The following is a 24,180-nucleotide window of genomic DNA, read 5'->3' as shown; positions in this document are numbered from 1 at the left end:
CCGGTCAGGCCGCCGTGGCCGAGCCGGTCAGCGCACGGAGGACCCCGCCGAGGGTGCTCTGCTCGTCCTCGGGCAGGCAGCGGGCCGCGTGGAGCATGTGCAGGGCCGTGGTGCCCGTGTGCCGTGCCGGGGCCGTCGAGGTCCTCGTACGCCGTGGCCATGTTCAGGACCCGCTCGTCGTGGGGGACGGACGGTCACGTCACGCACGGCCGTCCGGGGAGTCGTGGACCGGCATGACCAAGGTCGTGAAGCTGCCCTGGTCCGCCGAGCGGACGACCACCGGTCCGGTGGGCGACGAGATCTCCAGCAGTACGTCGGGGCCGACGCCCGCGTCCAGTGCGGGCAGCAGCACCCCCGGGTCGAAGGCGATCCGTACGGCCGCCCCCGTGCAGTGGGCGGGGACCACGGCCGGGACGGCGGCGCGGGAGGCCAGGGTGAGCTGTCGCCCGTCGGTCCGCAGGACGAACGGCCCGTCGTGCCCCGCCTCCGCGACAGCCGCGCGCAGGGCCGCCCGGTGGGCGATGATCCGGTGCTGGGTGGCCGGCAGGCCGTCCAGGACCGTCCGGTAGTCGGGGAACGTCCCGTCGACGGCGCGCAGTGCGCGAGCCGCGCCGCCGTCGCCGCGGAGCCGTACGCCCTGCTCGTCCACCTCCACGGTCAGCTCCGGCTGACGCATCGCCCAGGACGCGACGTCCCCGATCTCCGTGACACCGACCAGGACACCGCACGGATCGCCCTCGCCCTCGCCGGAGGACGGCCGCAGTGCGCGGACCGCCAGGCGGTAGCGGTCGGTGGCCACCAGCCGCACCTCCGGGCGATCGACCTCGATCAGTACGCAGCCGAGCACCGGGAACTCGTCCCGCAGGGGAGCGGCAGCCGCCGCCGGGGCGACCTGCCGTACGGCACTGGCCAGCTCCGCTCCGCCGATCCGGGCCGTGGCCCGGCGCGGGCCCGTGAGACCTCGGAGGATCTCCTCGATCGCCGACCGGGCGGACGCAGCCGTCTCACGCGCTCTTCTCGCGTGGCCTTCCAGCAGCACCCGGGCTTCCTCGCGGGTCCCGTCGAGCACCACCGAAGCCTCGAGGAGCGGCATTCCGGCCTCGCGGAGCCGCCGGACGAGGACCGCACGCGCTTCCTGGTTCGGGGCGTAGTAGCGGTAGCCGGTCCCCTCGTCCACGTGGGCGGGGCGCAGTACGTCGCAGTCGTCGTAGAAGCGCAGGGCGCTCGGCGCCAGTCCCACCCGGCGGGCGAAGGCGCCGATGCCCATCAGTGCGTCGGTGTCGTCCATGCCTGAGATTGTCGGCATTCAAGCTGCTTGAAGGTCAACTCGAAGGTCAACTCGAAGGTCGAAGCGGCCCATCGAGTACCGCGGCGGTACGCGATGAGTAGCCGTACTCAGGTGCGCGGGATCCACCGGTCCGAGAGTGGGGGCCGGCGAACGGAGGACGCAGTGGTGGAACGCAGGTCACGGCCGGATATATGGGTGCCGGGCGGCTATCTGTCCGTGGTGGTCGGGATCCAGGCCTGGGTGGAGGTGCTCGCCCGGACCGGGGACGCGGGCTTCGCCGGTGTGTGGCCGTTGCTGGCCACCGCACCGGTCAGCGTCCTGGCGCTGCCGCTCACCCACCCCGCTCCGGATCCGGTATCCGGGGCACCGGTGCACCCCGTCCACACGGGCCCGGAGCCGCCCGCCCCCTTGGTCCTGGAGGAGCCGCCCCTGTCTCCGCCTCCCTCCGGCTGGGCGGTGGATCCGGGCATCGCCGAGCAGCCCGAGGTGTGGGCGGGTCTCGGTCTCTACGGAGCGGTCCTGGCCGGCGCCCTGGTGAACGCCACGGCACTCTGGGCGCTGGTGCGTTGCGTCGTACACCGCCGGCAGGCCGCCCGTCAGCCGTCGTAGAGCTGCCCCGCGCCCCGGCAGACCGGGCAGATCCGCCGGGCGGAGCACAGCGGGCACAGGCCCAGGCGGTGGGGGTCCCGCGGGACCGGCCCCGCGGGCGGGCCCGGGCTCGACCCCAGGACCCAGCCCTGTCCCTCACAGGCGGGGCACCACCCGAGGCCGTCGCACTCGTAGCAGAGCGCGTACCCGCTCGACAGTGTCCGCGCGGTCACCACCGGTTCGGGACGCACGTGCGGCTCGGGTTCGTACAGGGCGACCGCCGAGGTCCGCCCCGTGTACAGCACCGAGGAACGGTCGTGCGCCACGGACACGCCGACCCGCGCCCCGCCGCGCTCGCCGTTCACCACGGTGCTCCCGGCACCGGTACCGGGGCGGCGAGTCCCCTCGCTGGTCACCCAGCCGTCGGCACGGAGGAACCCCCCGGCGAGGAAGGCGAGTTCCGGCCCGTACGCCGAGCGCGGCGGCCGGGCCTCCCGCGCGTCGACCCGGTGGACGGCCGAGTAGTGGTACGTGGCCGGCACGGTGCCGCCGTCCCGGAACGGCTCCCGCGGCACGGCCAGGTCGGGGACCTGACCAGGGGTCAGCAGCTCGGCGAGCGAGCGGAGGCAGTCGAAGACGGCCGCCACCTCCCGGTCGAGCCGCGCCCGCGCACCCGGTATCTCTCCCACGACGTCCCCCCACCGCTGCGCCCGACCCACCCGCATTCTCCGACGGCCCGGCCGCGCGGGGGAAGACGGGCGGGGGCTCCGCGGCGAATTCCGCGTGCCGTGTGCGAGTCCGGGATGGACGAGGGTCCTCCAGCCGCCGCCGGTGGTCCTCCCCGTACGACCGGCCCCCCGGCGGCATGCTGGAGTTGGCCTCCGCCATCCCCACGGCGCCGTCGATGAACTCGCGGAGGATGTCGGCGTGCCCGGCATGCCGTTGGGCATAGGCGATCACACGTACCAGTACGTGGTGCGGTGTCACCTCTCCGCGCTCCTCGGGCCACTACGGAATACGGCCCGTCGCATCGAGGGGAGCGCGGCGATCGTGGCGTCCGCGTGCCGCCCGGTCCGGCGGTACAGCTCCACGATCTGCCCGCCCGACTCGTCCGCCGTGGCCCATGTCGGAGTCCCGTTCCGCGTCCTGAGCGAATCCGGCGGGCGGTTCCTCGAAGCTTTCCGTTCCGGTTCGGCCATGCCGGCCAGTGTTCCAGGCGCCACCGACAGCCGGGACGCCGAGCCGTGGTCCCGCGCCCCGCCCCTTTCGGCCGCCTCTGGGAGCATGGAGCGATGAGCGGACCCGCACGAGACGACCTCCTGTCCGAAGCCATCCGACTGCGTGAGCAAGGCCACCACGAGCAGGCCCGGCAACGGCTGCTCGCCGTGGCCGCCGCGCATCCCCACGACGCCGAAGTGGCCTACCAGACCGCCTGGGTCCACGACGTGCTCGGCCTGGAGGCCGAAGCCGTCCCCTTCTACGAGGCCGCCCTCGGCGGCGGCCTGTCGCCTCGGGACCGTCGCGACGCCCTCCTCGGCCTCGGCAGCACCTACCGGGTGCTCGGCCGGTACGGGGACGCCGTCGACACCCTCCGGCGCGGGCTCGGCGAGTTCCCCGGCGACGGAGCCCTGCAGACCTTCCTCTCGATGGCCCTGTTCAACACCGACCGGCACCACGAAGCCATGCGGCTCCTGCTGAAGCTCCTCGCCGCCACCAGCGGGGACCCCAGGGTGAGCCGGTACCGCAGGGCCATCGAGCACTACGCCGAGGACCTGAACGAGACGGTCCGAGGGTGACGGAAGTGTTCGGGTACCCGGAGGCCGGGGCATGTGTGCCCCGGGGGGTACACGTTCACCGACCCGACCCGACCAGAGGAGTGAATGACCAGTGACCGCCTATGTGATCACCGTGCCCGGCACCTTCATCAACGACGTACCCGCCACCACGCGCTCCGAGGTGGCGGGCAGGCTGCGTCCCATGGACCCCGCGCGCTCGGACCTGGGCGAGGTGGAGGAGCTGGACCTGCTCTCCGTCAACGACGACGGCACCTTCTGCCTCCGCCTGGAGGTCGAGGCCGCGGACCGGGCGAGCGCGGAGGACACCGCCCTGCGCCTGGCGGCCTCGGCCCTGCGGGCTTCGGGCCTCTCGGAGAACGACGCGCCGCTGGGCCCTCCGGTCGTCACGGGGATCGACAGCGGCAGCTGAGCCCGCCGGCCCCGGCCGACCCGACCGTCAGGGCCGGCCTCCGCGCCGCCCTGGACGTCGGCGGGAACCCCGTGGGGACGTGCCGCCGCACCCGCCGGCGGGCACGCGCCCCGTGACCGCGTCCGGCGTGCTCCGCCACGCGTGACCGTCCGGACCCGGGGTACACGGGCGGCATCCGGGCGGTTCGAGAAGAGTGAGGGCGATCCATGCACGAGCGAAAGACCTCAGACCGGTCCGTCGGTGCCCGCCGTTTCGCCGGTTTCCGCCGCGCCGGTGGTTCCGCTGACGCGGGGAGCGCCGACGGTTCGGGGAGCACCGGGAGCACCGGAGGTGCCCCGAGCCCGGGCGGATTGCCGGACCCCTACCGGCCGCCCGTGCATCCGGTGGTGCGGGCCCTGGCGGTGCTGGCTGCCTTCGTGGGGACGGTGGCGTTCAGCATCGTCCTGGCCCGCGTCACCCTCGAACCCTCCGCCGCGTCGGTGGACCTCGTCCACAGCAACGTCCGCCCGGGTGCGTCGATCGACGCCTATCTCGACGGAAACTCCGTCAAGGACGCGGTGAAACAGCTCGGCGGCAACCTGCTGTTGGGCGTGCCCTTCGGCCTCCTGCTCCCCGTACTGCTGCCGCAGACCCGCGGTCTGCTGCGGGTGACCCTGCCGACCGCGCTGGTCATGGTGCTCGTCGAACTGGTCCAGGGCGCGCTGGTCACCGGGCGGGCCTTCGACGTCGACGACGTCATCCTCAACACCGCGGGCGCGCTGCTGGGTTACCTGCTGCTCGGACGTCGCCTGAGCCGCGCCGTCCACTCCCGCCGCCGCCACTGGTGGCACCGCTGGACCCGTCGCGCTCCGGACGGTTCGCCTGAGCATCCCCCGGTGCCGGCCGGGGAGCCCCGGGGCTGAAGGTACGGCCCCGCCCTTTTCGGCCACCCGAGCGTGGGTACGCGACCCGGGACTGCGACGAGCCCGAAGCCGCAGATGAATACGACATACGACATACGACATACGACATACGGGGACGAGGAGGCGGAGGCGACGTGATCACTCAGGAGCAGCTGACGGCACTGGCTGGATTGGAGGCCTGGACGGAACGGGGCCTGCGGATCGGGGCGGTGCAGTACGTCCTGGTGGACGACACCACCGGTCGGCCCGAATGGGCGCGGATCGTCGACCGGGCATCGGGACTGGGCGGGGTCTTCATCCCGCTGCGGCACGCAGAACTCACGGGCGAACGCTTGGTGGTGCCGTATCCCGTCGCCCTGATCGAGGAGGCCCCCTGCGCCGCGCTGGACTGCGGGAGCGTGCTCTCCGTGGCGGAGGAGGAGCAGTTGTTCGGCCACTACGGCCTCAGGGACCCCCGGGACGAGGTCAACGCGGGCAACGGCGCCGGCTGGGGACGCATGGACCGTGCGCAGGCCATCCGGGAGGGTACGGCGGGCAAGGAGAGCGGCGTCTCGCGGCTGAGGCGGGCGCAGCCCGGCGGGTAGCGCGGGCCGCGCCCCGCGGACGGCTCCCGCCGGGCGGGCCTCAGCGTGCCGCAGCGATGCGGTGTTCGTGGACGCGCAGGTGGAGGGCGGCGAGGTCGAGCAGTGGAGTGGCCACGCCCAACGCCCGGGAGCGGACGGTGAGGTCGGTCAGGACGTGCTCGGCCTCCGTGGGTGCCCCGGCGACGAGATCCCGGTAGAGGGACGGCGTCAGGGGCGAGCCGGGGGTCGTGACGGTCTGCGTGGTGAAGGCGAGTTCGGACTCGGGCACCGGGTGGCCGGCCGCCGCTGCCACGGCCGCGGCCTCGGCGAGCAGGGCCGGGCCCAGGGACGCCCCGCCGGGGACGGCGTTCACCTCTCCGACCGTGCCGCGCATCAGGCAGGTGAGGGCGACCAGGGTGGAGATGAACACCCACTTGTGCCACATGGTCGCGACGATGTCCTCGGTCGCCGGTGAGTCGATGCCGGCGCCGGCCAGGACCGTACGGATCGCGTCCACGCGGGCCGAGGGCCGGGCGTCGATCTCGCCGGTCAGGACGACGGCGGGCGGAGCCATGCGGAGGATGTCGCCCTCCTCGTTCAAGGTGGTGACCACCTTCGCGACCCCGCCGAGGACCGTCCGGGCGCCGAGGCGCGCGACGAGTGCGTCGAGATGGGCTACCCCGTTGAGCAGCGGGACCACGGCGGTGTCCGGGCCTACGGCGGGTGCTATGTCCGCCAGCGCCGTGTGCAGGGCCGTGGCCTTCACCGACAGCAGGACGAGGTCGTACGGCCCGCCCGGGGCGTCGGCCGTCACCAGCCTCGGCGTGAGGCGGAGGCTCTCCCCCTGGCCCTCGACGCGCAGCCCGCGGGCGGCGAGGGCCTTGGCGCGGGCCGGCCGGACGAGGAAGGAGACGTCCTGGCCCGCCTGGGCGAGGCGGGCGCCGAAGAAGCCGCCGACGGCGCCGGCGCCGACCGTGAGGATCCTCATGAGGGGTTGCCTTTCGCGGGAGGGAGCGTGCTCAGGAGACGGTGCGGGTGGTGCAGGGCCGCCGTGACGGGGTCGTCGGCGGAGTCGGGTCCCGGGAGTCCGGGGCCCGGGGTGAGGAGGATGTCCCGCACCCCGACGAGGACGCCGCACCGTGTGCAGCGGTCGTCCGCCGCCAGGGCGGCGCCGTCGGCGGCATGGCGCAGGATCCGGCGGGGGCCGCCGCCCTCGGGCGCGTAGAACTGCTCGCCCCACAGGGTCAGGGCCCGGATCACCGGCCACAGTTCCAGGCCCTTGCCGGTGAGTTCGTACACCTCGCGCTTGCCGGAGGCCGGTACGCGGGTGAGGACCGAGGCCCCGGTCAGCGTGGCGAGGCGATCGGACAGGACGGCCCGCGGGATGCCGAGGTGGGCGACGAAGTCGCCGAAACGGCGGACGCCGAAGAAGGCGTCGCGCACGATCAGCAGGGTCCAGCGCTCGCCGACGACCTCCAGGGAGCGTGCGAGGGCGCAGCCCTGGCCGCTGTAGTCGCGGGGGAGGCTCATGGGGAGGACGATAGTGCAAAGAGTTCGGTGAACGAACTCTTTCTCTGTCGCCGCGGCTGTACCCACCCGGCCTCGCCTCCGGATCCGGTCAATCTGCGGCCAGTTCGGCCGAGATGGACCGGCTGATGCCCTTTCAGGCAAATCTGACCGAAGATCAGCCCACTTCTCGTGCTGCGTCCCTCCATGATTCGTCACGGGCGGCACGCTGCCGCCGGCACAGTGGGGGAGGGCGGAAGTGACACACGTACTGCTCGAACGCGACGGCGTACTCCGGGACGCGGCCGCCGCGGTGGACCGTGCACGGTCCGGGCGGGGCAGCTGGCTGATGCTGGCCGCGCCGCCGGGGCGGGGGCGGACCGCCGTGCTCGACGCCGTCGTCCGCCGGGCGGCTGCCGACGAGGGCCTGCGCGTGCTGTCGGCGCGCTGCGCACCCGAGGAGACGGCCTTCCCCTTCGCCCTCGCCCGCCAGGTCCTCCCCACCGCCGACGGCATCCCCTTCGCCGAGCCCGGCGCCGAGCAGGAGCAACAGGTCTTCCACCGGCTGCTGGACCTGCTGGCCCGGGCCGCCGCGGACCGGCCCGTGCTGCTGGCCGTCGACGACCTGCACTGCGCGGACCCGGTGTCCCGCCGCTGGACGGGCTACCTGGCGCGGCGGATCGCGGGACTTCCGGTGCTGCTGCTGGCCACGGAATGCCGTGAGCCCGCCGACGTCACCTGGCTGCCCCCGAGCGCGGGCGTCTGCCTCCCGCTCCCCCCGCTCGGGCCGGACGCCGTGGCCCGGCTCGCGCGGGACCGCGGACTCCCCGCCGGGCGGCGCGCCCTGTGCTGGGACGCGACCGGCGGCAACCCGGCCCTCGTCCAGGCCCTCCTTGCCGATCTCACCGACCACCCGGAACCCGATGGTCTCCTGGACGCCCACGACCCCCGGGCCCTGGCCGGCCCCGCCGATCTCTCCGCCCGTTCGGCACTTCCGGCCGATGCCGGCCCTCCGGCCCTCGCCGGTCCGGTGGGCCCGGCCGGTCTCCCGGGCGCCGTCGACCCGTCGGCGCCGGCCGGTGACGCCGATCCCGCGGTCCGTCACGGACCTCCGGCCTTCGCCGGGCCCTCCGGCCCGGCCGGCCACTCCCGTCCCGCGGGCCTTCCGGACCTCGCCGATCCGCCGGCCGGACTGGCCGACCCGGCCGGGCCCAGCGGTCCCGCCGACGGCACCGGCCCGGGGACACCGTCCGGCACCGGGAGGCTTCCGCACCAGCCGGGTGGAGCCCCTCTGACCCGCTACCGCGCCGCGCTCAGGCGCTGGATCCGGTACCGCGCGGACGACGAGACCCGCCACATCGGCCTCGCCCTCGCCGCTACCGCCCAGTGCTCGCCCGCCACCGGTACCGACCTGCTCCAGGAGGCTCTCGCGCTCTGCCCGGCCGCCCGTCACGCGGCGGCGCCGCGCGTGCCGGGGCTGGCCCGGATGCTCTCCCATCCGCTCGCCCGCGATGCCGTACTGGACGCCGCCGACCCCGGAGCGCTGGCCGCCCTCCACACCCATGCCGCCCGGCTGCTGCACGACCGCGGCGCTCCCGCCGCGACCGTCGCGGCCCGCCTGCTGCGCCTGGACCGTCCGCGCGAGCCGTGGATGGCCCGGTGCCTGGAGGACGCGGCCGAGGACGCCGTACGGGCCGGACGCGCCGAAGACGCCGTCCGGCTGCTGCGCCACGCCCTGCGCACCCGACCGCCCCTGGCCCCGGACCGGCGGGCCGACCTCACCCTCCGCCTGGGATCGCTGGAGTTCCCGCACAGCGCCGAGGCGGGTGTCCGCAGGCTCCGCGCGGGCCTCGACCTGCACCCCGACCACCAGGAGCGCGCCGCCGCAGCGCCCGCCCTCGGCGCCGCCCTCGCCGCCCTCGGCCGTACGGACCGTGCGCTGAGCGTCCTGGAGCGGGCGAGCAGCGGCACGGACGACGAGGAGCTGGTGCACGTCCTGCGGGCCGTCGCCGCCCTCGTCTCCTCCCACGACGCGACCGCCTGGCGCCACGCGGTGGCGGGCCTGCGCTCCCTCGCCCCCGCGGTGCCCGCCACCGTCGAACCGCTGGTCTGCGGTCTGATCACGGAGTACGAGACGGGTGCCGGGCTGCTCTCCGCCGCCGAGGTGCTCGCCCGCATCCGGCCCCGGCTGGCCGCGGCACCGGTCCACCCGCGGCTGCGCACCGCCTGGCTGGGCAGCGCCGCCACCCTGCTGCAGTGGGCGGACCGCCTGGAGGACGCGCGGGCGCTCGCCGAGCAGGGGCTCCCCGCACCACCCGCGCCGCCGGACCTGACCGACGCGGGTCTGCAGTGCCTGCTGAGCGCACGGGCGGAAGCCGCACTCTGGGCAGGGGACTTCCGGCTCGTCGTCGCCGAGAACACCCTCCTCGCGCACACCTGCACCGGACGCGGCATCCGCGCGCCCCACCTGGTGTCCATGGTGGCGCTCGCCCGGTACGAACTCGGCCGCCGCGACCAGGCCTGGCAGCTGCTCTCCACGCCCGACGAGGCCACCGCGGACAGCTCCTGGGAGTGGAACGAACTGCGCTACGTACGCGCCCTGCTCCACGGCCACGAAGGACGCTGGCAGGCCGCGCTCGACGACCACTTCGCTTGCGGAACCGGCCAGAGCGCCCGCGACTTCGTCAGCCCCGTGGCCACACCCTGGCGCTCCGGTGCCGCCTTCGCCCTGGTCCACCTCGGCCGGGCGGCCGAAGCCCAGGAGCTGGCGGAGGAGGAACTGCGTCACGCGCGCCGCTGGGGAACCCCCCGTACGGTCGGAAGGGCGCTGCGCGCCCGCGCCGCGGCCACCGGCGGCCGCTCCGGCCTCGAGTCGCTCGTCGAGGCGGCCGCCCTGCTGGAGGGGGCGCCCGCACCGGTGGAACGCATCGAGACCCTGCTCGACCTCGGCCGGGCGCGCATCGAGGCCGGGTTCGGCCGCAGGGGCCGCGAGGACCTGCGCGCCGCCGACGCCGAGGCGGCCCGGCTGCTGTCCCCGGACCCCGCCCATGGGGGCGGCGGAACGGACGACTTCCCCTGCGCACACTTCCCCTGCGCACACGCGGGCGGACGCACCGCCGAGCACCCCGGCGAGGCACCAACCGGCCCCCCGCGCGACGGCGGCCGTGCCACGGCGCCCCCACCCCCTCCGGCGGGCCGGCTCCTGCGCGCGACGCGGGCAGCGCTCCGCGCCGCGAACGCGCGCACCACGACACGGGCCCGGACCGGGCCCGGTGCACTGACCGGAGCGGAACGGAGGGTCGTCGACCTCGCCGCCGTCGGGCACACGAACGCGGAGATCGGCGACACGCTCCACCTGACCCGGCGCACCGTCGAGTCCCACCTCACCAGCGCCTACCGGAAGTTGAAGGTGACCCGCCGCACCCAGCTCGCGGCCGGCCTGGCCGGGACCGGCACCGGCGGAACCGACACCGCAGGGTGAGGGGCACGCGGCTGACCACGAGAACGCGGGAGCGCCGTGTTCGTGGTCTTCCACGATGTGCGCGCACCCGGCCGCCGGACAGAGTGGGCACCGCGCCGGTCCGGCCCCCGCGGTCCGGCGCCCCATCCACCGAACGGCGCCCCGCACCCGCGGCGGAGCCGCGTACGAAAGGCCTTCAGCATGCTCACCACGATGCGCACGTCCGCCTTCACGGGCCTGGTCGCCCTGATCGCCGTAACCGGGGCGACCCTTCCCGCGACCGCCGCCGAGACCGCCCCCGCCGCCGTTCCCACCGCCCTTCCCGCCCTGCAGACCGCCTCCGGAGCCGGGGCCATGCTGGCGCCCAACGAGCTGTGGCAGCTGCGCAAGCGGGGCAGCCGCCACGAGATCGCCAACGTGCACAGCGGCATGTGTCTGAAGGTGAAGGGCGGCTCGAACGACAACGGGGCTCCGGTGGTCCAGGCCGAATGCGGCACCGCGAGCGAGGGGTTGTGGAAGGCGGAGGTCACCGACGGGGGTACGTACGTCCAGCTGCGCAACGCGAACTCCGGCAAGTGCATGGACATCTCCGGGGGTGCGGCACGCAAGGGCGCGAAGATCATCCAGTGGGACTGCTCCGGCGGCCTGAACCAGAAGTGGTGGGACACGGACAACATCGACGGCAACCCCGGCTGGTGGATCAGCGGCACCACCCCGAGCGGCGCCCCCACCTGGATGTGCCTGGACATGCCCGGTGCCAGTACCTCCTCCGGCACCCAGGCGGCCGTATGGGAGTGCGTCTGACCTCCCACCGCCCCTCCTGCCCGACCGGGGAGGGCAGGACCGGGGGCGGCGGCGGAGCGGTGGGGCCGCGTACGCAGGCCGGACAGGGCGCCGCTGGGGAGCGGACCGGAACGCGAACGGTGCCGGCGGGCGGTGTCGGTGGGGCGTGCGAGGATCCCGGGCATGATCGTCTCGCTCGATGGCCTGTTGCCCGCCGCGGCCGGCACGCACCTCTCGACCACCTACGCCGACTGGGTCGCCGCGCACGACCCGGACGCCGCCGGGGCCGCGCGCGACCTCGTCCAGGAGATGGGCGCCGAACTCAACCGGTCCCGGACCAAGCCCGGGCGGTTCGTCGACGCCATGGCGGCGCGGGCGCGGCGACTGCCGCCGGCGCACCTGCCGTGGTTCTGGGACACCGTGGGCCATCGGCTGATCGGCCACGGGAGCCGGCCGGGCGGGCGGGCCTACGGGGCGGCGCGGGCCGCCGAGGCCGAGCACGGACTGCCGGTCGACCCCGGTTACCGCCGGGCCAACGCGCTGCTCTTCGCCACCGGCGGGGCCATGCCGGCGAAGGAGTTCGGGGCCCATCAGCGCTTCCTCGCCGAGACGTCGGAGCCGGCGGAGGCGCACGCGGCCCTGGAGGCGTTCCTGGGCGCGTGGGCGGGCTCGCGGGCGGACCTGCCGGCCGATCTCGTGCGCCGCGTACGGGCTTCCGCCAAGGCGGCCGGGCGGGGGGACGAGGAGGTCGCGCGGCTGGTCGGAGCGATCCTGTCGGTCACCCGGACGAAGGCGGTGCCGGACGCGCTGTTCACCGCCGCGGGCCCGGTCCTGGCGGCCCACCCGCCGGTGGACGCGGTCGCGGCCGGGCTGGTGGAGGTCTTCCCGGACGGCGTCACCGACGGCGGGGCCTGGCTGCGGATGCTGATCGGCTGCGGAGCCGCCGAGGCGATGGAGACCGGGCGGGTGGTCCCGGAGGGCGGGCTGCCCCAGTGGGTCGGGAACTTAGTACGGATGTACCAGTACGCGGCCCAGCCCGGCGGCGGCGTCGGGCGACAGCCGCTGCCGGCGGAATTCCTGGACCTGGTGGGCCGGCTGGGGCCGATGCTGCGGGCCGCGGGCGCCCCCGTCACCCTGCACTCCACCCGGCACCACTACCAGGGCTTCGACGCGGACGTACTGGACGCCTGCCTGGCGGCCGGGGTCGCGGTCGTCGATCCGGGCCCGGAGACCCGGATGCGCTTCTGGGGCGAGCGGTCCCGGCGGGACCTCGCCGCGCTGGCGGCCGACCCGGTGTTCGGCCCCCGGCTGGAGGGAACCGTGCACGGGTCCCTGGTCCCCGGCAGGCCCCTGGCACCCGGCCGCCGGCCGGGGTCGGCGGTGACGCTGCTGCCGGGCAACGCGGGCATCGCCCACGAGGTGGCCGGGCGGGTGGGCAAGCTGGTCGACACCGTCGCGGGAGGCGGCATGGCGGGGGCCGAGGAGGCCGTGGCCGAGCTGGAGACCCTGCTGGACCGCCCGACCGTGACCGCGCTCGGAGGGATCGCCGACGCCCTCGCCGGGGCGGGGCCCGCGGGCGCGCTGAGGCGCTCGCTGGCGGCCGGTCTGCCGGAGGAACTGGCTTGGCCCGCCCTGGAGTCCGTGTACGCCCAGTTCGCCGCGGAAGCCTCCCCCGGCGCGTCGGCGGACGAGGCACACCCGGCCGCGACGGCCGCCCCCTCAGCGGCCGCCCCGGCGGGCGTAACGGACGCGACGGACCCGACGGCCACGGCGGCTCCGGCGGAGGCGCCGGTCCCGGCGGCCCCCGCGGAAGCGGTGGGGGTGGCCGGTGTGGCCGGGGTGACCTGTACCTGGCCCGTGCTGACGGTCTTCGGCCGTGACCGTGCGGTCGCCGTCGCCCCGGACGGGGTGCGGGGCTCCTGCCGGTTCACGGTGCCGGACGGCGCGACCATGTTCGCCGTCCACTACGTGGGCGGCTCCTTCCTGGTGAGCTGGACCCTCGCCGCGAGCCCTTACCACTGCGACACCGCCGTCTGGGCCGACCGCCCCGAAGAGCCGTTCACCCCGGACGAGACGGGCGGCCTCGTGCCCTTCGGCGGGAGCCTGGACGGGGCCTACGGCTTCCAGTTCGAGACCGCCGACGGAGGCGGACGGCACGGCGGCGGGGGCGTGCTGCGCCCGGGCGGCAGGGAGGGCATCGACCGGGACGAGCTGCAGCTCGGCGACGGCTCCCGGATCTGGACCAACGCCGTCTTCGGGAGGCGGCCCTGGGAGACCGTGGACCCGGTCACCGGGGAGCGGCAGGGCCCGGCGGCGCTGCCGGACTTCCCGGGCCGCGCCGCGAGCGACGATCCGGCCGCGGACCCGTCCGAGACGGGCATGGCCCTGGCGGTGGAGGCCCTCCAACTGGCGCCCCTGCCCGCCGGCCTGGCCGGCTCCCCGCTGGGCAGCCGGGACGGGCTGACCGGAACCCGGGTGCTGTTCCGCACCCGGCACCGCGACCACGCGCCCGACCACTTCCTCGTGGAGAGCGCGGACGGCCGTACGGCCCGCTTCGACATCGACCGGCCGGGACAGGAGCCCTGGGCCCTGTGGGCACCGCCGGAAGGCGCGGTGGAGGACGTCGTCCTCGCCGAGGCACAGACCCGGACGGGAGTGCGCGCGTACACCGCCGACGGGGCCCTGCTCTGGGAGCTGGACGGGCACCACTCGCCCCGGCACCCGCGGGTGCGGCCCGCCCGGCGGGTCACCGCGTCCGGCGGCGTCGCCCCGCCGCCGGCCTTCTGGTACCTGCTGCGGACCCGGGACCCGGCCGGCTCCCGCGCGCTGCGGACCGTGGGACGCCGGACGGCGGACACCCTGCTGACGGCCGCACTCGACGGCCCGGCGGTACTGCGCGCCGCTGTGGCCCGGGAGTTGCCGGACGTCACCGACCCGGTGCTCGTCGACGCCGTCGTGGCCGTGGCCGCGCGGGCCGCCCGGGTGGAGCGGCGACGGCGCGCCCTGCACCGGCGCGTCACCCTGCTCGCCGGGGCGCCGCCCGCCCTGCCGCGCCGCTCCGCGCCGGACACCGAGCTGGTGCCCGCGCTGTTCGGACTGCTCTCCGCCGGGGACCGCGAGCCGTGGCGCGTTGCCCTGCCGGCGACACTGAGCGCCCTCGCCGCCGACGGTGCCTGCCTGGCCGGGACCCTGGCGGAGGAGGTGCGCCGCCTCTCGCCGCCCGCGCCGCCGCGCGACTGGTCGCAGCTGCTGGGTGCCATCGACGCCGTGGCCTGGCGTGCCGCGGTCGCACCGACCCCGGAGCCGGCGCGGACGGCGCTGCTGGCACTCCTGGACACCTGGTCCGCCCAGCCGTTCGCCCGGGCGGGCAGCCGGTGGTGGGTGGGCCGGGCCGACTCCGCGACCCTGGAGGACCTGCGGGCGGGCGGGACCGCCGTGGCATCCGCAGCGGTGCCGACGGGCGGGTCGTCGTCCTGGTTCGTCGCTCCCGCCGCCCCCGACGCGGACGGCGACCCGGTGCCGGCGGCCGTCGCCGGGGCGCGGCTCGTTCCCGTCGAGCGGGACGACGCCACCCGGCTGCGCGCCCTGCTGGCGGCGGTCGAGCAGCACGGGCCGCTCCCGCTGCCGGAGTCGGCGGCCGCGCGCTTCGCCGAACTGACGGGCGTACGGCGGTCCGTGGCCCGGCTCGTCGTGGCCGGGCTGGTCGGCAGGTACGGGCGGGACGAGGACCGGGCCCTGGCGCGCCGGGCCCCGTACAAGGCGACCCCGATGACGGCCGAGGCGTACGAGCGGCTCCGCACGCGGCTCGGGGGCGCGGGCCGCCGGGCCGTCCTGGCCGCCGCCGTGCCGCAGGACCCGGCCGGACTGTGGCAGCCGGGCGGGGTCGAGGCAGCCGTGGAACGGATGGCCGCGGTGTGGCAGGAGCTGGTCGGAGCGCTGCCTGCCGTGCACGACGAGGCGGCCGACGCCCTGGAGGCTGGCCTCGGGCTGTGCGAGGTGTGGGCCCGGCGACTGGCCGGCGGCTACGAGGCAGCCGCCGACGCGACGGTGCCCGCGGCCGGCTGGGAGTTGGCGACGACCCCGTACGGGGTCGGTGTCGAGGTGACGCCCGTGCCGCCGGCGGGACCCGAGCTGCCGTACCGCACCCCGGTGGGTCTCCCGCTCGGCCGGATCGCGAGCGCGCTGGTGTGGGCGTGGACGGACCGGCCCGCGGGCGATCCCGCGGTCGCCGGGGCAACGGCCCTGTACGAGGTGCTGCGGGCCGAGCTGGAGCGTCCGGAACTGCTGCTGGCGCTGCCCGGCGGACGGGTCCAGGACACCGCGGAGGGGATCGCGGAGCGGTTCGGACCGGCCCGGCTGCCGGTGATGAGGGGCCGCCGCACGGAGGAGGGCCCGGTGCCGGTGACCGCGTACGACTCCGGGCCGCTGGTGGTGTGCGCGCCCGGCGGTGCCTCGTTCCTGCGGCCCGCGGCCGTCGCCGGCCCCGAGGCGTGGCAGCGGGTCCGGGAGGTCACCGACCTGGTCGGGGAACTGGACCGCGTGGCGCCGCTGCTGGCCGGCGGCGGCCTGGAGCGGATGATGCGCCGGGCGGCCTCGGGAGCGGTACCGGCCGGGGCGTACGAGGCGGATCCGCGGCGGTCCTGCCCGGAGCTGGTCGAGCGGGCGGCGCGGGAGCTCGGGGCCGGCCCGGACGCGGCGGCGCTGTACCTCCAGCTGGCGACGCTGGCCGAGCCGACCGACCGGAACGTACGGCGCTGGAACGGCTGGTCGGCCAAGCGGCACGCCGAGGTCCGGAGGGAGCTCCTCGGCACGGGCGCGGTGCTGGAGGCCAAGCGCGCCCGTGCGGGCCGCACGCTGTTCCTGCCCGGGGACTGGACCGAACTCAAGGCCCCGCACCTGCCGCTGGAGACCGCGAAGCTTGCGACGCACCGGGTGCGCCCGCGGTACGGCAACCAGATCCACGGCCCGTTCGAGCGGATCCTGCCGACGGCTCCCCTGCACGAGATGTTCACGGAGGCATGGGAACGGCGGTCCACCGGGGGCGGGAGCCGGTAGCCGGTGGGGCCGGTGGACCGCCTCTCGGGGTCACCGCCTCCGGGACCCCGGCGGCGCTGCCCTTCGTCGAGGAGCGCCGCCGCCAGCACGACGAACGGGAACGGTCGGCCGTACGGAGCATGGGCCGTACGGAGGCTCGCGCAGGGTGGAGGGTTTCGCGGGACCCGATCGCGGCTAGGCGCCCCCTATGGTGCAAATCGGGTACACGATGATGACCGAACAGGCCGGGCCGCGTGAGCTGGTGTCCCACGTGGTGGGGGCGGAGAAGGCGGGGTTCGACTTCTCCGTCATCTCGGACCACTCCTTCCCCTGGCTGGAGTCCCAGGGGCACGCACCCTACGCCTGGAGCGTCCTGGGCGCGGCCGCACAGGCGACCTCCCGGATCCCGCTGATGACGTACGTGACGTGTCCGACCTTCCGCTACCACCCCGCGGTCGTCGCGCAGAAGGCGGCGACGATGCAGATCCTGTCCGGGGGACGCTTCCGGCTGGGACTGGGCTCGGGCGAGAACCTCAACGAGCACATCGTCGGGGCGGGCTGGCCCGCCGCCCACGTACGCCTGGAGATGCTGGAAGAGGCCGTCGACATCATCCGGCGACTGTTCACCGGGGAGAACGTCAGCCATCACGGCGCCCACTTCGACGTGGAGAACGCCAGGCTCTGGGACCTCCCCGACGAGCCGCCGCCGATCGGGATCGCCGTGTCCGGCCCCCGGTCCTGCGAACTGGCCGGCCGGCACGGCGACCTCGTGATCGCGACGGAGCCGAAGCGGGAACTCCTCCAGCAGTTCGACGTCCACGGCGGCGCGGGCAAACCGCGCGTCGGCCAGCTCCCGGTCTGCTACGACACCGACCGTGACGCCGCGGTGGCCCGCGCGCACGACCAGTTCCGCTGGGCTCTCGGCGGATGGAAGGTCAACTCCGAACTCCCCGGCCCCGCCGGATTCGCCCAGGCCGCGGAACAGATCCGGCCCGAAGACGTGGCCGAGGCCGTCCCGTGCGGCGACGACGTGGACGCCTTCGTCGATGCGGTCCGCCCCTACGCGGAGGCGGGGTTCACGGAGCTCGCCCTGGTCCAGATCGGCGGCGACCGGCAGGAGCCCTTCCTGGAATGGGCCGAGGCCGAGCTGCTGCCCGCCCTGCGGAACCTGTGAGGATCCCACCATCATGAACACCGTCACGAACCGCGCTGCGCTCTTCGACGTCGACGGCACCCTCACGGACACCAACCACCTCCACATCACCTGCTGGTGGGAAGCGCTGCGCCAGGCCGGGCACCAGGTGCCCATGCACGCCATCCACCGGGCCGTCGGCCTGCCCGGCGAGGACCTCCTCGACCACCTCCTCGACGCGGACCGCGACCGCACCGGCGACGACCGGATGAGCGCCGCCCACGACACCCTCTACGCCACCTACTTCGACCGGATCGCCCCCCTGGACTCGGCCGCAGGCCTCCTGCGCGCCCTGTCGCGGGCCGGCTGGCGCGTCCTCCTCGTCACCTCCGCGAAGGACAGGGAGCTCGACGCCCTCCGCACAGCGATCGGCGCCGACGACGTCATCACCGACACCGCGACCTCCGACGACGTGGAGAAGGGCAAACCCGCGCCCGACCCCGTACGCCACGCCCTCGAACTGGCGCAGGTGCCGCCCGAACGCGCGGTCTTCGTCGGCGACACGGTCTGGGACATGAAGGCGGCCACCCGGGCGGGCGTGGCCGCGATCGGCCTGCTGTGCGGAGGCATCCCCCGTGAGGACCTGGAGGAGGCGGGAGCCGCCGCCGTCTACCGCGACCCGGCCGACCTCCTGGCCCGCCTCGACGCCAGCCCCTTCGGCCGGACGCGGACCGGATGAGCCGGGCCGCGCCGCGGGGCTCCGGGGCGGTCGTCCCCGCCGGACGGGGAGCATTCCCGTCACCGGATCCGGCAGGGGTGATCATGCGGGATGCGGGTAGCGGCTGAGCGTGATCACCGTAGGCGTCGAAGAGGAATATCTGCTGGTGGACCCGGTCACGGCGCTGCCCGTCCCCCTCGTGGAGGACGTACGCCGTACCGCGGGCCTCGGACCCGTCGCGGAGCGCGGTGAGGTCCAGGACGAGCTGCTGCAGGCCCAGGTCGAGGTGGCCACCCCGGTGTGCACCACCCTGGAAGAGGTGGGCGGACACCTCCTGCGCCTGCGTCACGCCGTTGCCTCCGCCGCCGAGGCCAACGGCTGCCGGATCGCCGCGACCGGGGCGGCCCCGCTGCGGGGGACCAGCCCCGTACCCGTGACCCCGACGCCTCGCTACCTGAAGATGGAGGGCGAGGCGCGGCAGCTGGTGGACGAGCACCTGATCAGCGGGATGCACGTGCACGTCGCGGTGCCCGACCCGGAGACCGGCGTGGCGGTGCTGAACCGGATCCGGGTGTGGCTGCCGACGCTGCTCGCCATGTCCGCCAACTCGCCCCTGTGGGACGGGCGGGACACGGGTTTCTCGAGCTGGCGCACGATCGTCTTCGGCCGGTGGCCCGTCAGCGGCCCGCCGCCGCACTTCGAGGGCTTCTCCGACTACGAGCAGCGCCTGGAGGCCCTGGTGGCGTCCGGGGTGATCGCCGACCGGGGACAGGTGTACTGGCAGGCCCGGCTGTCCGACCGCTACCCCACCGTCGAGGTGCGCTGTCTTGACGTGCAGCTGCGCGCGGACGATGCCGTCATGCTGGCCGGCATCGTCAGGGCGATGGTCGCCACCGCCATCGCCGAGGAGAAGGCCGGCCTCCCGCCGGCCGTGTGCGCCCCCGAGCTGCTCCAGGCCGGAAACTGGCACGCCGCCCGGCACGGCTTGAACAGCACCCTGGTGGACCCGCAGGGCAGACCCCACAGCAGCGGTGACGTCCTGTGCTCGCTCCTGCGCCACATCACACCGGCCCTGGAGGACGCAGGGGACCTGCGGCAGGTGAGCGCCCTCGTCCACCGCCTCCTGCAGGAGGGCACGCCCGCCGACCGCCAGCGCCGCGCCCTGGCCGAAGAGGGCCTGCCGGGGCTCATCGACCTGATCAACGCCGCGACACCTTCGGGCTGAGGCCGAGGCTGGGGCGACCGGCCGACGGGCCGGGCCGGACGCCCCCTACGGGGAACCAGGGGCGGCTGGCGTGTCCTGCGGGGCCACGACGGTGAACAGCGCCCCCTCGGGATCGGCGAGGACGACCCACCGGCTGGTGCCGTTCGTCTGCACGGGAGAGGCCGTCCTGCCGCCCAGCCGGCCGGCGGCGGCGACCGTCGCCTCCAGATCGGTCACCCGGAAGTGGACGTGCCAGCGGGGGCGGACCTCGGGATCCGGGGTCTCTTCCAGGGCCCCGCCGCTGATGCGGGCGACGGTGTCGCGACCGTGGCGCAGGACGACGTGGGCGTGCTCGTACGAGACGGTGCAGCTACCGGGCCGATCGCTGCCCCAGTCGAGCACCTCACCGTAGAAGATGGCCGCGGCGAAGGCGTCCCGGGTCCGCAGTTCCAGCCACGCGGGGGCGCTCCCGCGGCCCACCGACCAGTCGGGGACGACCTGCCCCTGCCAGAAGCCGAAGACGGCACCGGCGGGGTCCGCCGCCAGCGCGGCGCGCCCGGTACCGAAGGACAGCGGGCCGACCGCCATGGTCGCACCGCGCTCACGGATCCGTGCGGCGGTCACGTCGGCGTCGTCGACGGCGAAGTACGGCGTCCACACCACCGCCACGCCCTGGCTTCCGGCGAGCGCGCCGATGCCCGCGACGGGGGCCCCGTCGTGGAAGGCGACCATCACGCCGTCCCCCAGCTCGACGGGGCGGAACTCCCATCCGAGTACGGCACCGTAGAACCGCTGTGCGGAACCGAGATCCCGGGCCAGCAGGGTGACCCAGCAGGGGGCACCGAAGATCTCGTGGCTCGACGTCGACACAGCTGCCAGCCTCATCTACCGCTCAGGTGGGTCGGGAACCCCTCCACCGTAAACCCGGCGACGGCACCCGGCCGTGAGGCGCGGTCCGAAACGGTGCACGGGGCCCGGCGCGGACCGCACGGACACGCTCCGCGCGGGGAGCACCGGGCACGGTCGGGGCACCGGCGCTCCGTACCTGGTCAGGCAGGCTGGGCGCACCGCTCCCCGCGGGCGCGGCACCCGCCGGTCAGGGGCACCTCCGGCCGGACCGGGGCCGTCGGGCCGCCCCCCCGGCTCGTCCGCGGCCGCATCAGTGCCCGGCCGCTGGGCATCCGCCAGGCAGGCGGCCCGCCCGGGCCGCACCACCCGCGGAACCCGGCACCCACACCAGAGCACCGCACGACCGAAGGGACTCCTGTGGCACGCACCGTTGCCCAAGTGACCGTCGACGCACTCAAGGAACTGGGCGTCCAGCACGTTTTCGGAGTCGTCGGAGACGCCCTGAACCCACTGACCGATGCGATCCGCACCACGGACGGCCTGGAGTGGGTCGGCTGCCGGCACGAGGAGGCCGCCGCCTTCGCCGCCGGAGCGCAGTCCCAGCTCTCGGGAACCCTCGGGGTGTGCATGGGTACGGTGGGCCCGGGCTCCGTCCACCTCCTCAACGGTCTGTACGACGCCGCGAAGAGCCGCACGCCGGTGCTCGCCCTCTGCGGCCAGGTGCCCCTCGCCGAGATCGGCAGCGACTACTTCCAGGAGGTCGACAACGACCTCCTCTTCCGCGACGTGGCCGTCTACCGCGCCACCGTCACCTCCCCGGAGCAGATGCCGCGGATGCTGGAGTCCGCCGTACGGGCGGCCGTCAGCCGGGGCGGCGTGGCCGTCCTGACGGTGCCCGGCGACATGGGCGACCAGGAGCTGACCGACGACCGGCCCGCCCGCTTCGCCCTCGACCGCGCGGTCACCCGTCCCGACGACCCGGCCCTCGCCGAAGCCGCCGACCTGCTGAACAGCGCCTCCCGCGTCACCCTGCTCGTCGGCCGCGGCGCCCGGGACGCCCGCGCCGAGGTCCTCCGTACGGCAGAAGTGCTCTCGGCTCCCATGGTCCTCACCCTCAAGGCCAAGGAGGGGTTCGAGGACGGCAACGACTTCCAGGTCGGCCAGACCGGACTGATCGGCAACCCCGCCGCCTCCCACGCCCTCGACCACGGCGACGTCCTCCTCATGCTGGGCACCGACTTCCCCTACCGGGACTGGTACCCGAAGGACTGCCGGGTGGTCCAGATCGACAGCCGGGAGGAGCACCTGGGCCGCCGCGTCCCCGTGGACGTAGGACTCACCGGCGACGTCGGAGCCACGCTGCGCGCCCTGCTGCCCCTGCTGAGGACGGCCCCCGACCGGGCCCACCTGGACGACGCCCGGGAGCGCTTCGTCCGCTGGCAGGAGAGCCAGCGGCGGCTGGCCGACCCCGCCCACGAACACCGCTGGACCGGGCGGATCCGGTCGGCCCTGGACAACCGGGACCACGAGATCCGCCCCGAAGCCCTGGCCGCCGCCGTGGACGCGTACGCCAGTGACGACGCCGTCTTCACTTCCGACACCGGCATGGCCACCGTCTGGCTCTCCCGTTTCGTGACGATGCGCGGCACCAGGCGCCTGATCGGCTCCTACAACCTGGGCTCCATGGCCAACGCCATGCCGCAGGCCCTCGGAGCCCAGCTGTGGGCGGGCGACCGGCAGACCGTCGCCTTCTGCGGGGACGGCGGGCTGAGCATGCTGCTCGGCGACCTCATGACCATCGCGACGTACCGGCTGCCCGTGAAGCTCGTCGTCTTCGACAACCGCCGTCTGGGCATGGTCAAGCTCGAACAGGAGCAGGCGGGCCTGCCCGAATTCGGCACGGAGCTCGACAACCCCGACTTCGCCGCGGTCGCCACGGCCCTCGGCCTGACCGGGATCCGGGTCACCGACCCGGCGGACCTCCACGACAGCGTGCGCCGCGCCTTCGACACCCCGGGGCCGGTCCTGCTGGACGTGCTGACCAACCCGGAGGAAGTGGCCGTGCCGGGGAAGCCGACCGCGGCACAGGGGTGGAGCTTCGCCATCGCCAAGGTCAAGGAGATCCTCCCGGGCCGCGAGAGCTGACGCGCGACGGGAGCAGGAAAAGGACCAGGACCAGGACCAGGCCACGGTCAGGACCGGGGCCGGGGCATCACGGGCCGCCGACGCCGTCTGAGGGGGACCGGGCGGGGTAGTCGCCGTAGAGCAGTACCGAGCAGCACCACCTGAGGAGGACGAGATGACGGACCACGAGAAGTCCGGGCGCCACCCGCGGACCACGCCGTCCGAGGCCGTGGGGGAGGCCGGCGACCGTGAGGCACGGCAGCAGGCGGACGACGCCGTCGTCCAGCGGCCCGGCGGAGACGAGGCCGATGCCGGGGGCCACTCGGCCAAGAAGCAGCGCCCGGGCATCGGCCGCGAGGAGCAGGCCCGGCCGGCGGACCCGCGGCGGACGGACGGCAGGGACCACTGACGAAGCCGCCCCGCACCGTCCCCCGGCCCCATCGAACGGAGTGATCTGCATGCGTACCGCAGCGGCAAGGGTGATGGGCGTGGCCACCCTCGGATACGGGGTGGCGGTCGCCTGCCGCCCCCGGGTGCTGGCCCGCCCGTGCGGCCTGCCCGAGCAGGGCTCCACCGCCCTCCTGATCCGGGCCCTGGGAGCCCGGGACGCGGTCATCGGCGCCGCGATGGCGGCGGTCCCCGAGGGCCCGGCGCTGCGTGCGGCCGTGCTGTGCCGGGTCGCGGTGGACGCGGCGGACGCGCTGCTGTTCGGCACCTTCCTGGCCGGCCGGGCCGAGCGCGCGAAGGCGGCCTCGGCCGCCCTGGTGTGGGCGGCGCTGTGCGGCTGGACGCTGACCGACGAACGGGGAGCCGGGCCGCTCCTGGAGGACGCGGCCAACGTCGCCGTACGGGCCGCCCAGTCCGCCACGCGGGCGGACATCTGACCGCCCGCCCTCGCCACAAACCGTTCCGGTCGCCGCGCCGCAGGGTCAGCCCCGCGGAGCGGCGGGCCGGGACCCGGCGACGGCTTCGGCCGGCGGGCGCCTCCCGGCCCGGCTCGTGACGACGCCGCGCAGCGTCGGCCCGGCCCCACCACCGTCACATCCGCATCGAACGCCATGCCCGGCACCCAGGTAGAGCTCTCCGGCCGCGGTAAGGCGGGCCCGGCACGCGGTCCGCCGTGCGCTCCTGACAGGCGTTCAGCGACGCGGAACCGGTCCCTGCCTCCGCACCGGCGGGGGCGGCTACCCTGCCGCCATGACACATGACGAAGACCGGATCCTCGCGGAGGCGCTCGGCGCGGCGGGGGCCCTCGGCGGTGGGAGCGGCGGCCGGCTCGGGGCCACCTTCGCCGCGAAGCGCCTGAAGAAGAACGTCCACGAGATACCGCTGACGCTGGCTGCCCCCGCGGCCGCGGCCGCGGAGCACGTGGCCGGTGTCCTGGCCCGGCTGGGGAACCTCCTGGACACCGGCAGCGGCGGGGGCCCGGACGGGCTGCGGACGGTCCGCGCCGTGGTCGGAGGCGGCTTCGGGAACATGAACCCGGTCGTCGTCACCGTCACCCTGGCCCCCGCCGGGCAGAACGGCACCGCCGTGACGGTCCGGGGCGCGGCCAAGGAGGGGCTGATCAAACAGCGGGCCGGGGAGAAGACGGCCCAGCAGGTCGCCGGCCTCCTGGCCCGCCCCGCGACCTGAGGCCGGACCACCCAGGCTCCACCCGCGGGCCTGCCGGCGGCGGCTCCTGTCGGCGGGCCCGTCACCGCACGGCCCGCCCCAAGGAGCACTCGATACGGGAAAACCCCAGGTCGCCGCCTCGTCACCCGGTCATGCTGGGTCATGACCGATCACGCTCCCGCGTCCGCTCCCGGTCACGACCTGACCACC

At 75.3% G+C, this 24,180-nt stretch carries 20 protein-coding genes; 15 read left to right on the top strand and 5 right to left on the bottom strand.

The annotated features are described in order from the left end of the window. Positions 1 to 199: 199 nt before the first annotated feature. Positions 200 to 1,288, bottom strand: coding sequence for a MerR family transcriptional regulator (locus ACFWUZ_RS12150; protein WP_384371023.1), 1,089 nt, complete (start codon positions 1,286 to 1,288; stop codon positions 200 to 202). Between the two features lie 195 nt (positions 1,289 to 1,483). On the opposite strand from ACFWUZ_RS12150, the gene ACFWUZ_RS12145 reads away from it, so the two are divergent. Further along, complete coding sequence (locus tag ACFWUZ_RS12145; RefSeq protein ID WP_384371021.1) at positions 1,484 to 1,897, top strand: SCO4225 family membrane protein; 414 nt, start codon at positions 1,484 to 1,486, stop codon at positions 1,895 to 1,897. Here ACFWUZ_RS12145 and ACFWUZ_RS12140 read toward each other — a convergent pair. Beyond that, positions 1,885 to 2,565 carry a hypothetical protein gene (locus ACFWUZ_RS12140; protein ID WP_384371019.1) on the bottom strand — a complete coding sequence of 227 codons (681 nt, stop codon included), beginning with the start codon at positions 2,563 to 2,565 and terminating at the stop codon, positions 1,885 to 1,887. The genes ACFWUZ_RS12145 and ACFWUZ_RS12140 overlap by 13 nt on opposite strands. A 603-nt stretch (positions 2,566 to 3,168) precedes the next feature. Here ACFWUZ_RS12140 and ACFWUZ_RS12135 point away from each other — a divergent pair. From ACFWUZ_RS12135 to ACFWUZ_RS12120, 4 genes are all read left to right on the top strand, one after another. Further along, complete coding sequence (locus ACFWUZ_RS12135; protein WP_384371017.1) at positions 3,169 to 3,672, top strand: tetratricopeptide repeat protein; 504 nt, start codon at positions 3,169 to 3,171, stop codon at positions 3,670 to 3,672. 91 nt (positions 3,673 to 3,763) lie between these two features. Next, on the top strand, positions 3,764 to 4,081 hold the full coding sequence (locus ACFWUZ_RS12130) for a hypothetical protein (protein WP_384371015.1): 318 nt from the start codon (positions 3,764 to 3,766) through the stop codon (positions 4,079 to 4,081). Positions 4,082 to 4,431: 350 nt separating this feature from the next. Continuing rightward, positions 4,432 to 4,983 carry a VanZ family protein gene (locus tag ACFWUZ_RS12125; RefSeq protein ID WP_384371013.1) on the top strand — a complete coding sequence of 184 codons (552 nt, stop codon included), beginning with the start codon at positions 4,432 to 4,434 and terminating at the stop codon, positions 4,981 to 4,983. 134 nt (positions 4,984 to 5,117) lie between these two features. Next, positions 5,118 to 5,567: a hypothetical protein gene (locus ACFWUZ_RS12120; protein WP_384371011.1), complete on the top strand. Its 450-nt coding sequence runs from the start codon at positions 5,118 to 5,120 to the stop codon at positions 5,565 to 5,567. Between the two features lie 40 nt (positions 5,568 to 5,607). Here ACFWUZ_RS12120 and ACFWUZ_RS12115 read toward each other — a convergent pair whose 3' ends face one another. Beyond that, the gene (locus tag ACFWUZ_RS12115; protein ID WP_384371009.1) at positions 5,608 to 6,534 is read right to left on the bottom strand and encodes a 2-dehydropantoate 2-reductase; all 927 of its coding nucleotides are present in this window, start codon (positions 6,532 to 6,534) and stop codon (positions 5,608 to 5,610) included. Further along, positions 6,531 to 7,076 (bottom strand): winged helix-turn-helix transcriptional regulator, encoded by a 546-nt coding sequence (locus ACFWUZ_RS12110; protein WP_384371007.1) that lies wholly within the window; start codon positions 7,074 to 7,076, stop codon positions 6,531 to 6,533. The genes ACFWUZ_RS12115 and ACFWUZ_RS12110 overlap by 4 nt, the downstream gene beginning before the upstream one ends. Positions 7,077 to 7,311: 235 nt before the next feature. Here ACFWUZ_RS12110 and ACFWUZ_RS12105 point away from each other — a divergent pair, with 235 nt between their 5' ends. From ACFWUZ_RS12105 to ACFWUZ_RS12080, 6 genes are all read left to right on the top strand, one after another. Next, positions 7,312 to 10,533 carry an AAA family ATPase gene (locus ACFWUZ_RS12105; protein WP_384371005.1) on the top strand — a complete coding sequence of 1,074 codons (3,222 nt, stop codon included), beginning with the start codon at positions 7,312 to 7,314 and terminating at the stop codon, positions 10,531 to 10,533. 192 nt (positions 10,534 to 10,725) lie between these two features. After that, a complete protein-coding gene (locus tag ACFWUZ_RS12100) occupies positions 10,726 to 11,316 on the top strand; it encodes an RICIN domain-containing protein (RefSeq protein WP_384371003.1) in 591 nt (196 codons plus the stop codon). Between the two features lie 162 nt (positions 11,317 to 11,478). Next, positions 11,479 to 16,350 carry a hypothetical protein gene (locus ACFWUZ_RS12095; RefSeq protein WP_384371001.1) on the top strand — a complete coding sequence of 1,624 codons (4,872 nt, stop codon included), beginning with the start codon at positions 11,479 to 11,481 and terminating at the stop codon, positions 16,348 to 16,350. 187 nt (positions 16,351 to 16,537) lie between these two features. Then, positions 16,538 to 17,503, top strand: coding sequence for an LLM class F420-dependent oxidoreductase (locus ACFWUZ_RS12090; protein WP_384370999.1), 966 nt, complete (start codon positions 16,538 to 16,540; stop codon positions 17,501 to 17,503). 13 nt (positions 17,504 to 17,516) lie between these two features. Further along, positions 17,517 to 18,200 (top strand): HAD family hydrolase, encoded by a 684-nt coding sequence (locus tag ACFWUZ_RS12085; RefSeq protein ID WP_384370997.1) that lies wholly within the window; start codon positions 17,517 to 17,519, stop codon positions 18,198 to 18,200. A 109-nt stretch (positions 18,201 to 18,309) separates the two neighbouring features. Then, positions 18,310 to 19,404 carry a glutamate--cysteine ligase gene (locus ACFWUZ_RS12080; protein WP_384370995.1) on the top strand — a complete coding sequence of 365 codons (1,095 nt, stop codon included), beginning with the start codon at positions 18,310 to 18,312 and terminating at the stop codon, positions 19,402 to 19,404. 45 nt (positions 19,405 to 19,449) lie between these two features. Here the strand turns inward: ACFWUZ_RS12080 and ACFWUZ_RS12075 are convergent, their stop codons facing one another. Next, the gene (locus ACFWUZ_RS12075) at positions 19,450 to 20,202 is read right to left on the bottom strand and encodes a VOC family protein (RefSeq protein WP_384371350.1); all 753 of its coding nucleotides are present in this window, start codon (positions 20,200 to 20,202) and stop codon (positions 19,450 to 19,452) included. Positions 20,203 to 20,649: 447 nt separating this feature from the next. Here ACFWUZ_RS12075 and ACFWUZ_RS12070 point away from each other — a divergent pair, with 447 nt between their 5' ends. The 4 genes from ACFWUZ_RS12070 (at position 20,650) to ACFWUZ_RS12055 (ending at position 23,991) form a co-directional block, all read left to right on the top strand. Next, positions 20,650 to 22,377 (top strand): thiamine pyrophosphate-dependent enzyme, encoded by a 1,728-nt coding sequence (locus ACFWUZ_RS12070; RefSeq protein ID WP_384370993.1) that lies wholly within the window; start codon positions 20,650 to 20,652, stop codon positions 22,375 to 22,377. A 154-nt stretch (positions 22,378 to 22,531) separates the two neighbouring features. After that, complete coding sequence (locus tag ACFWUZ_RS12065; protein WP_384370991.1) at positions 22,532 to 22,765, top strand: hypothetical protein; 234 nt, start codon at positions 22,532 to 22,534, stop codon at positions 22,763 to 22,765. A gap of 49 nt (positions 22,766 to 22,814) precedes the next feature. Continuing rightward, positions 22,815 to 23,240, top strand: coding sequence for a hypothetical protein (locus ACFWUZ_RS12060; RefSeq protein WP_384370989.1), 426 nt, complete (start codon positions 22,815 to 22,817; stop codon positions 23,238 to 23,240). A 313-nt stretch (positions 23,241 to 23,553) separates the two neighbouring features. Continuing rightward, entirely contained in the window at positions 23,554 to 23,991 is a 438-nt protein-coding gene (locus tag ACFWUZ_RS12055; RefSeq protein WP_384370987.1) for a hypothetical protein, read from the top strand. The last annotated feature ends 189 nt before the right edge of the window (positions 23,992 to 24,180 follow it).

It is taken from the genome of Streptomyces sp. NPDC058646 (assembly GCF_042716875.1).
Lineage (GTDB): Bacteria > Actinomycetota > Actinomycetes > Streptomycetales > Streptomycetaceae > Streptomyces.
Note: the sequence above shows the minus strand (reverse complement) of the source record. Positions and strands in the feature narration are given on the sequence as shown.

Coding starts and splice junctions, on each gene's coding strand:
- ACFWUZ_RS12150 (WP_384371023.1), bottom strand. CDS start 1,288: ATGGACGACACCGACGCACTGATGGGCATCGGCGCCTTCGCCCGCCGG.
- ACFWUZ_RS12135 (WP_384371017.1), top strand. CDS start 3,169: ATGAGCGGACCCGCACGAGACGACCTCCTGTCCGAAGCCATCCGACTG.
- ACFWUZ_RS12115 (WP_384371009.1), bottom strand. CDS start 6,534: ATGAGGATCCTCACGGTCGGCGCCGGCGCCGTCGGCGGCTTCTTCGGC.
- ACFWUZ_RS12110 (WP_384371007.1), bottom strand. CDS start 7,076: ATGAGCCTCCCCCGCGACTACAGCGGCCAGGGCTGCGCCCTCGCACGC.
- ACFWUZ_RS12100 (WP_384371003.1), top strand. CDS start 10,726: ATGCGCACGTCCGCCTTCACGGGCCTGGTCGCCCTGATCGCCGTAACC.
- ACFWUZ_RS12095 (WP_384371001.1), top strand. CDS start 11,479: ATGATCGTCTCGCTCGATGGCCTGTTGCCCGCCGCGGCCGGCACGCAC.
- ACFWUZ_RS12090 (WP_384370999.1), top strand. CDS start 16,538: ATGGTGCAAATCGGGTACACGATGATGACCGAACAGGCCGGGCCGCGT.
- ACFWUZ_RS12085 (WP_384370997.1), top strand. CDS start 17,517: ATGAACACCGTCACGAACCGCGCTGCGCTCTTCGACGTCGACGGCACC.
- ACFWUZ_RS12065 (WP_384370991.1), top strand. CDS start 22,532: ATGACGGACCACGAGAAGTCCGGGCGCCACCCGCGGACCACGCCGTCC.
- ACFWUZ_RS12060 (WP_384370989.1), top strand. CDS start 22,815: ATGCGTACCGCAGCGGCAAGGGTGATGGGCGTGGCCACCCTCGGATAC.
- ACFWUZ_RS12055 (WP_384370987.1), top strand. CDS start 23,554: ATGACACATGACGAAGACCGGATCCTCGCGGAGGCGCTCGGCGCGGCG.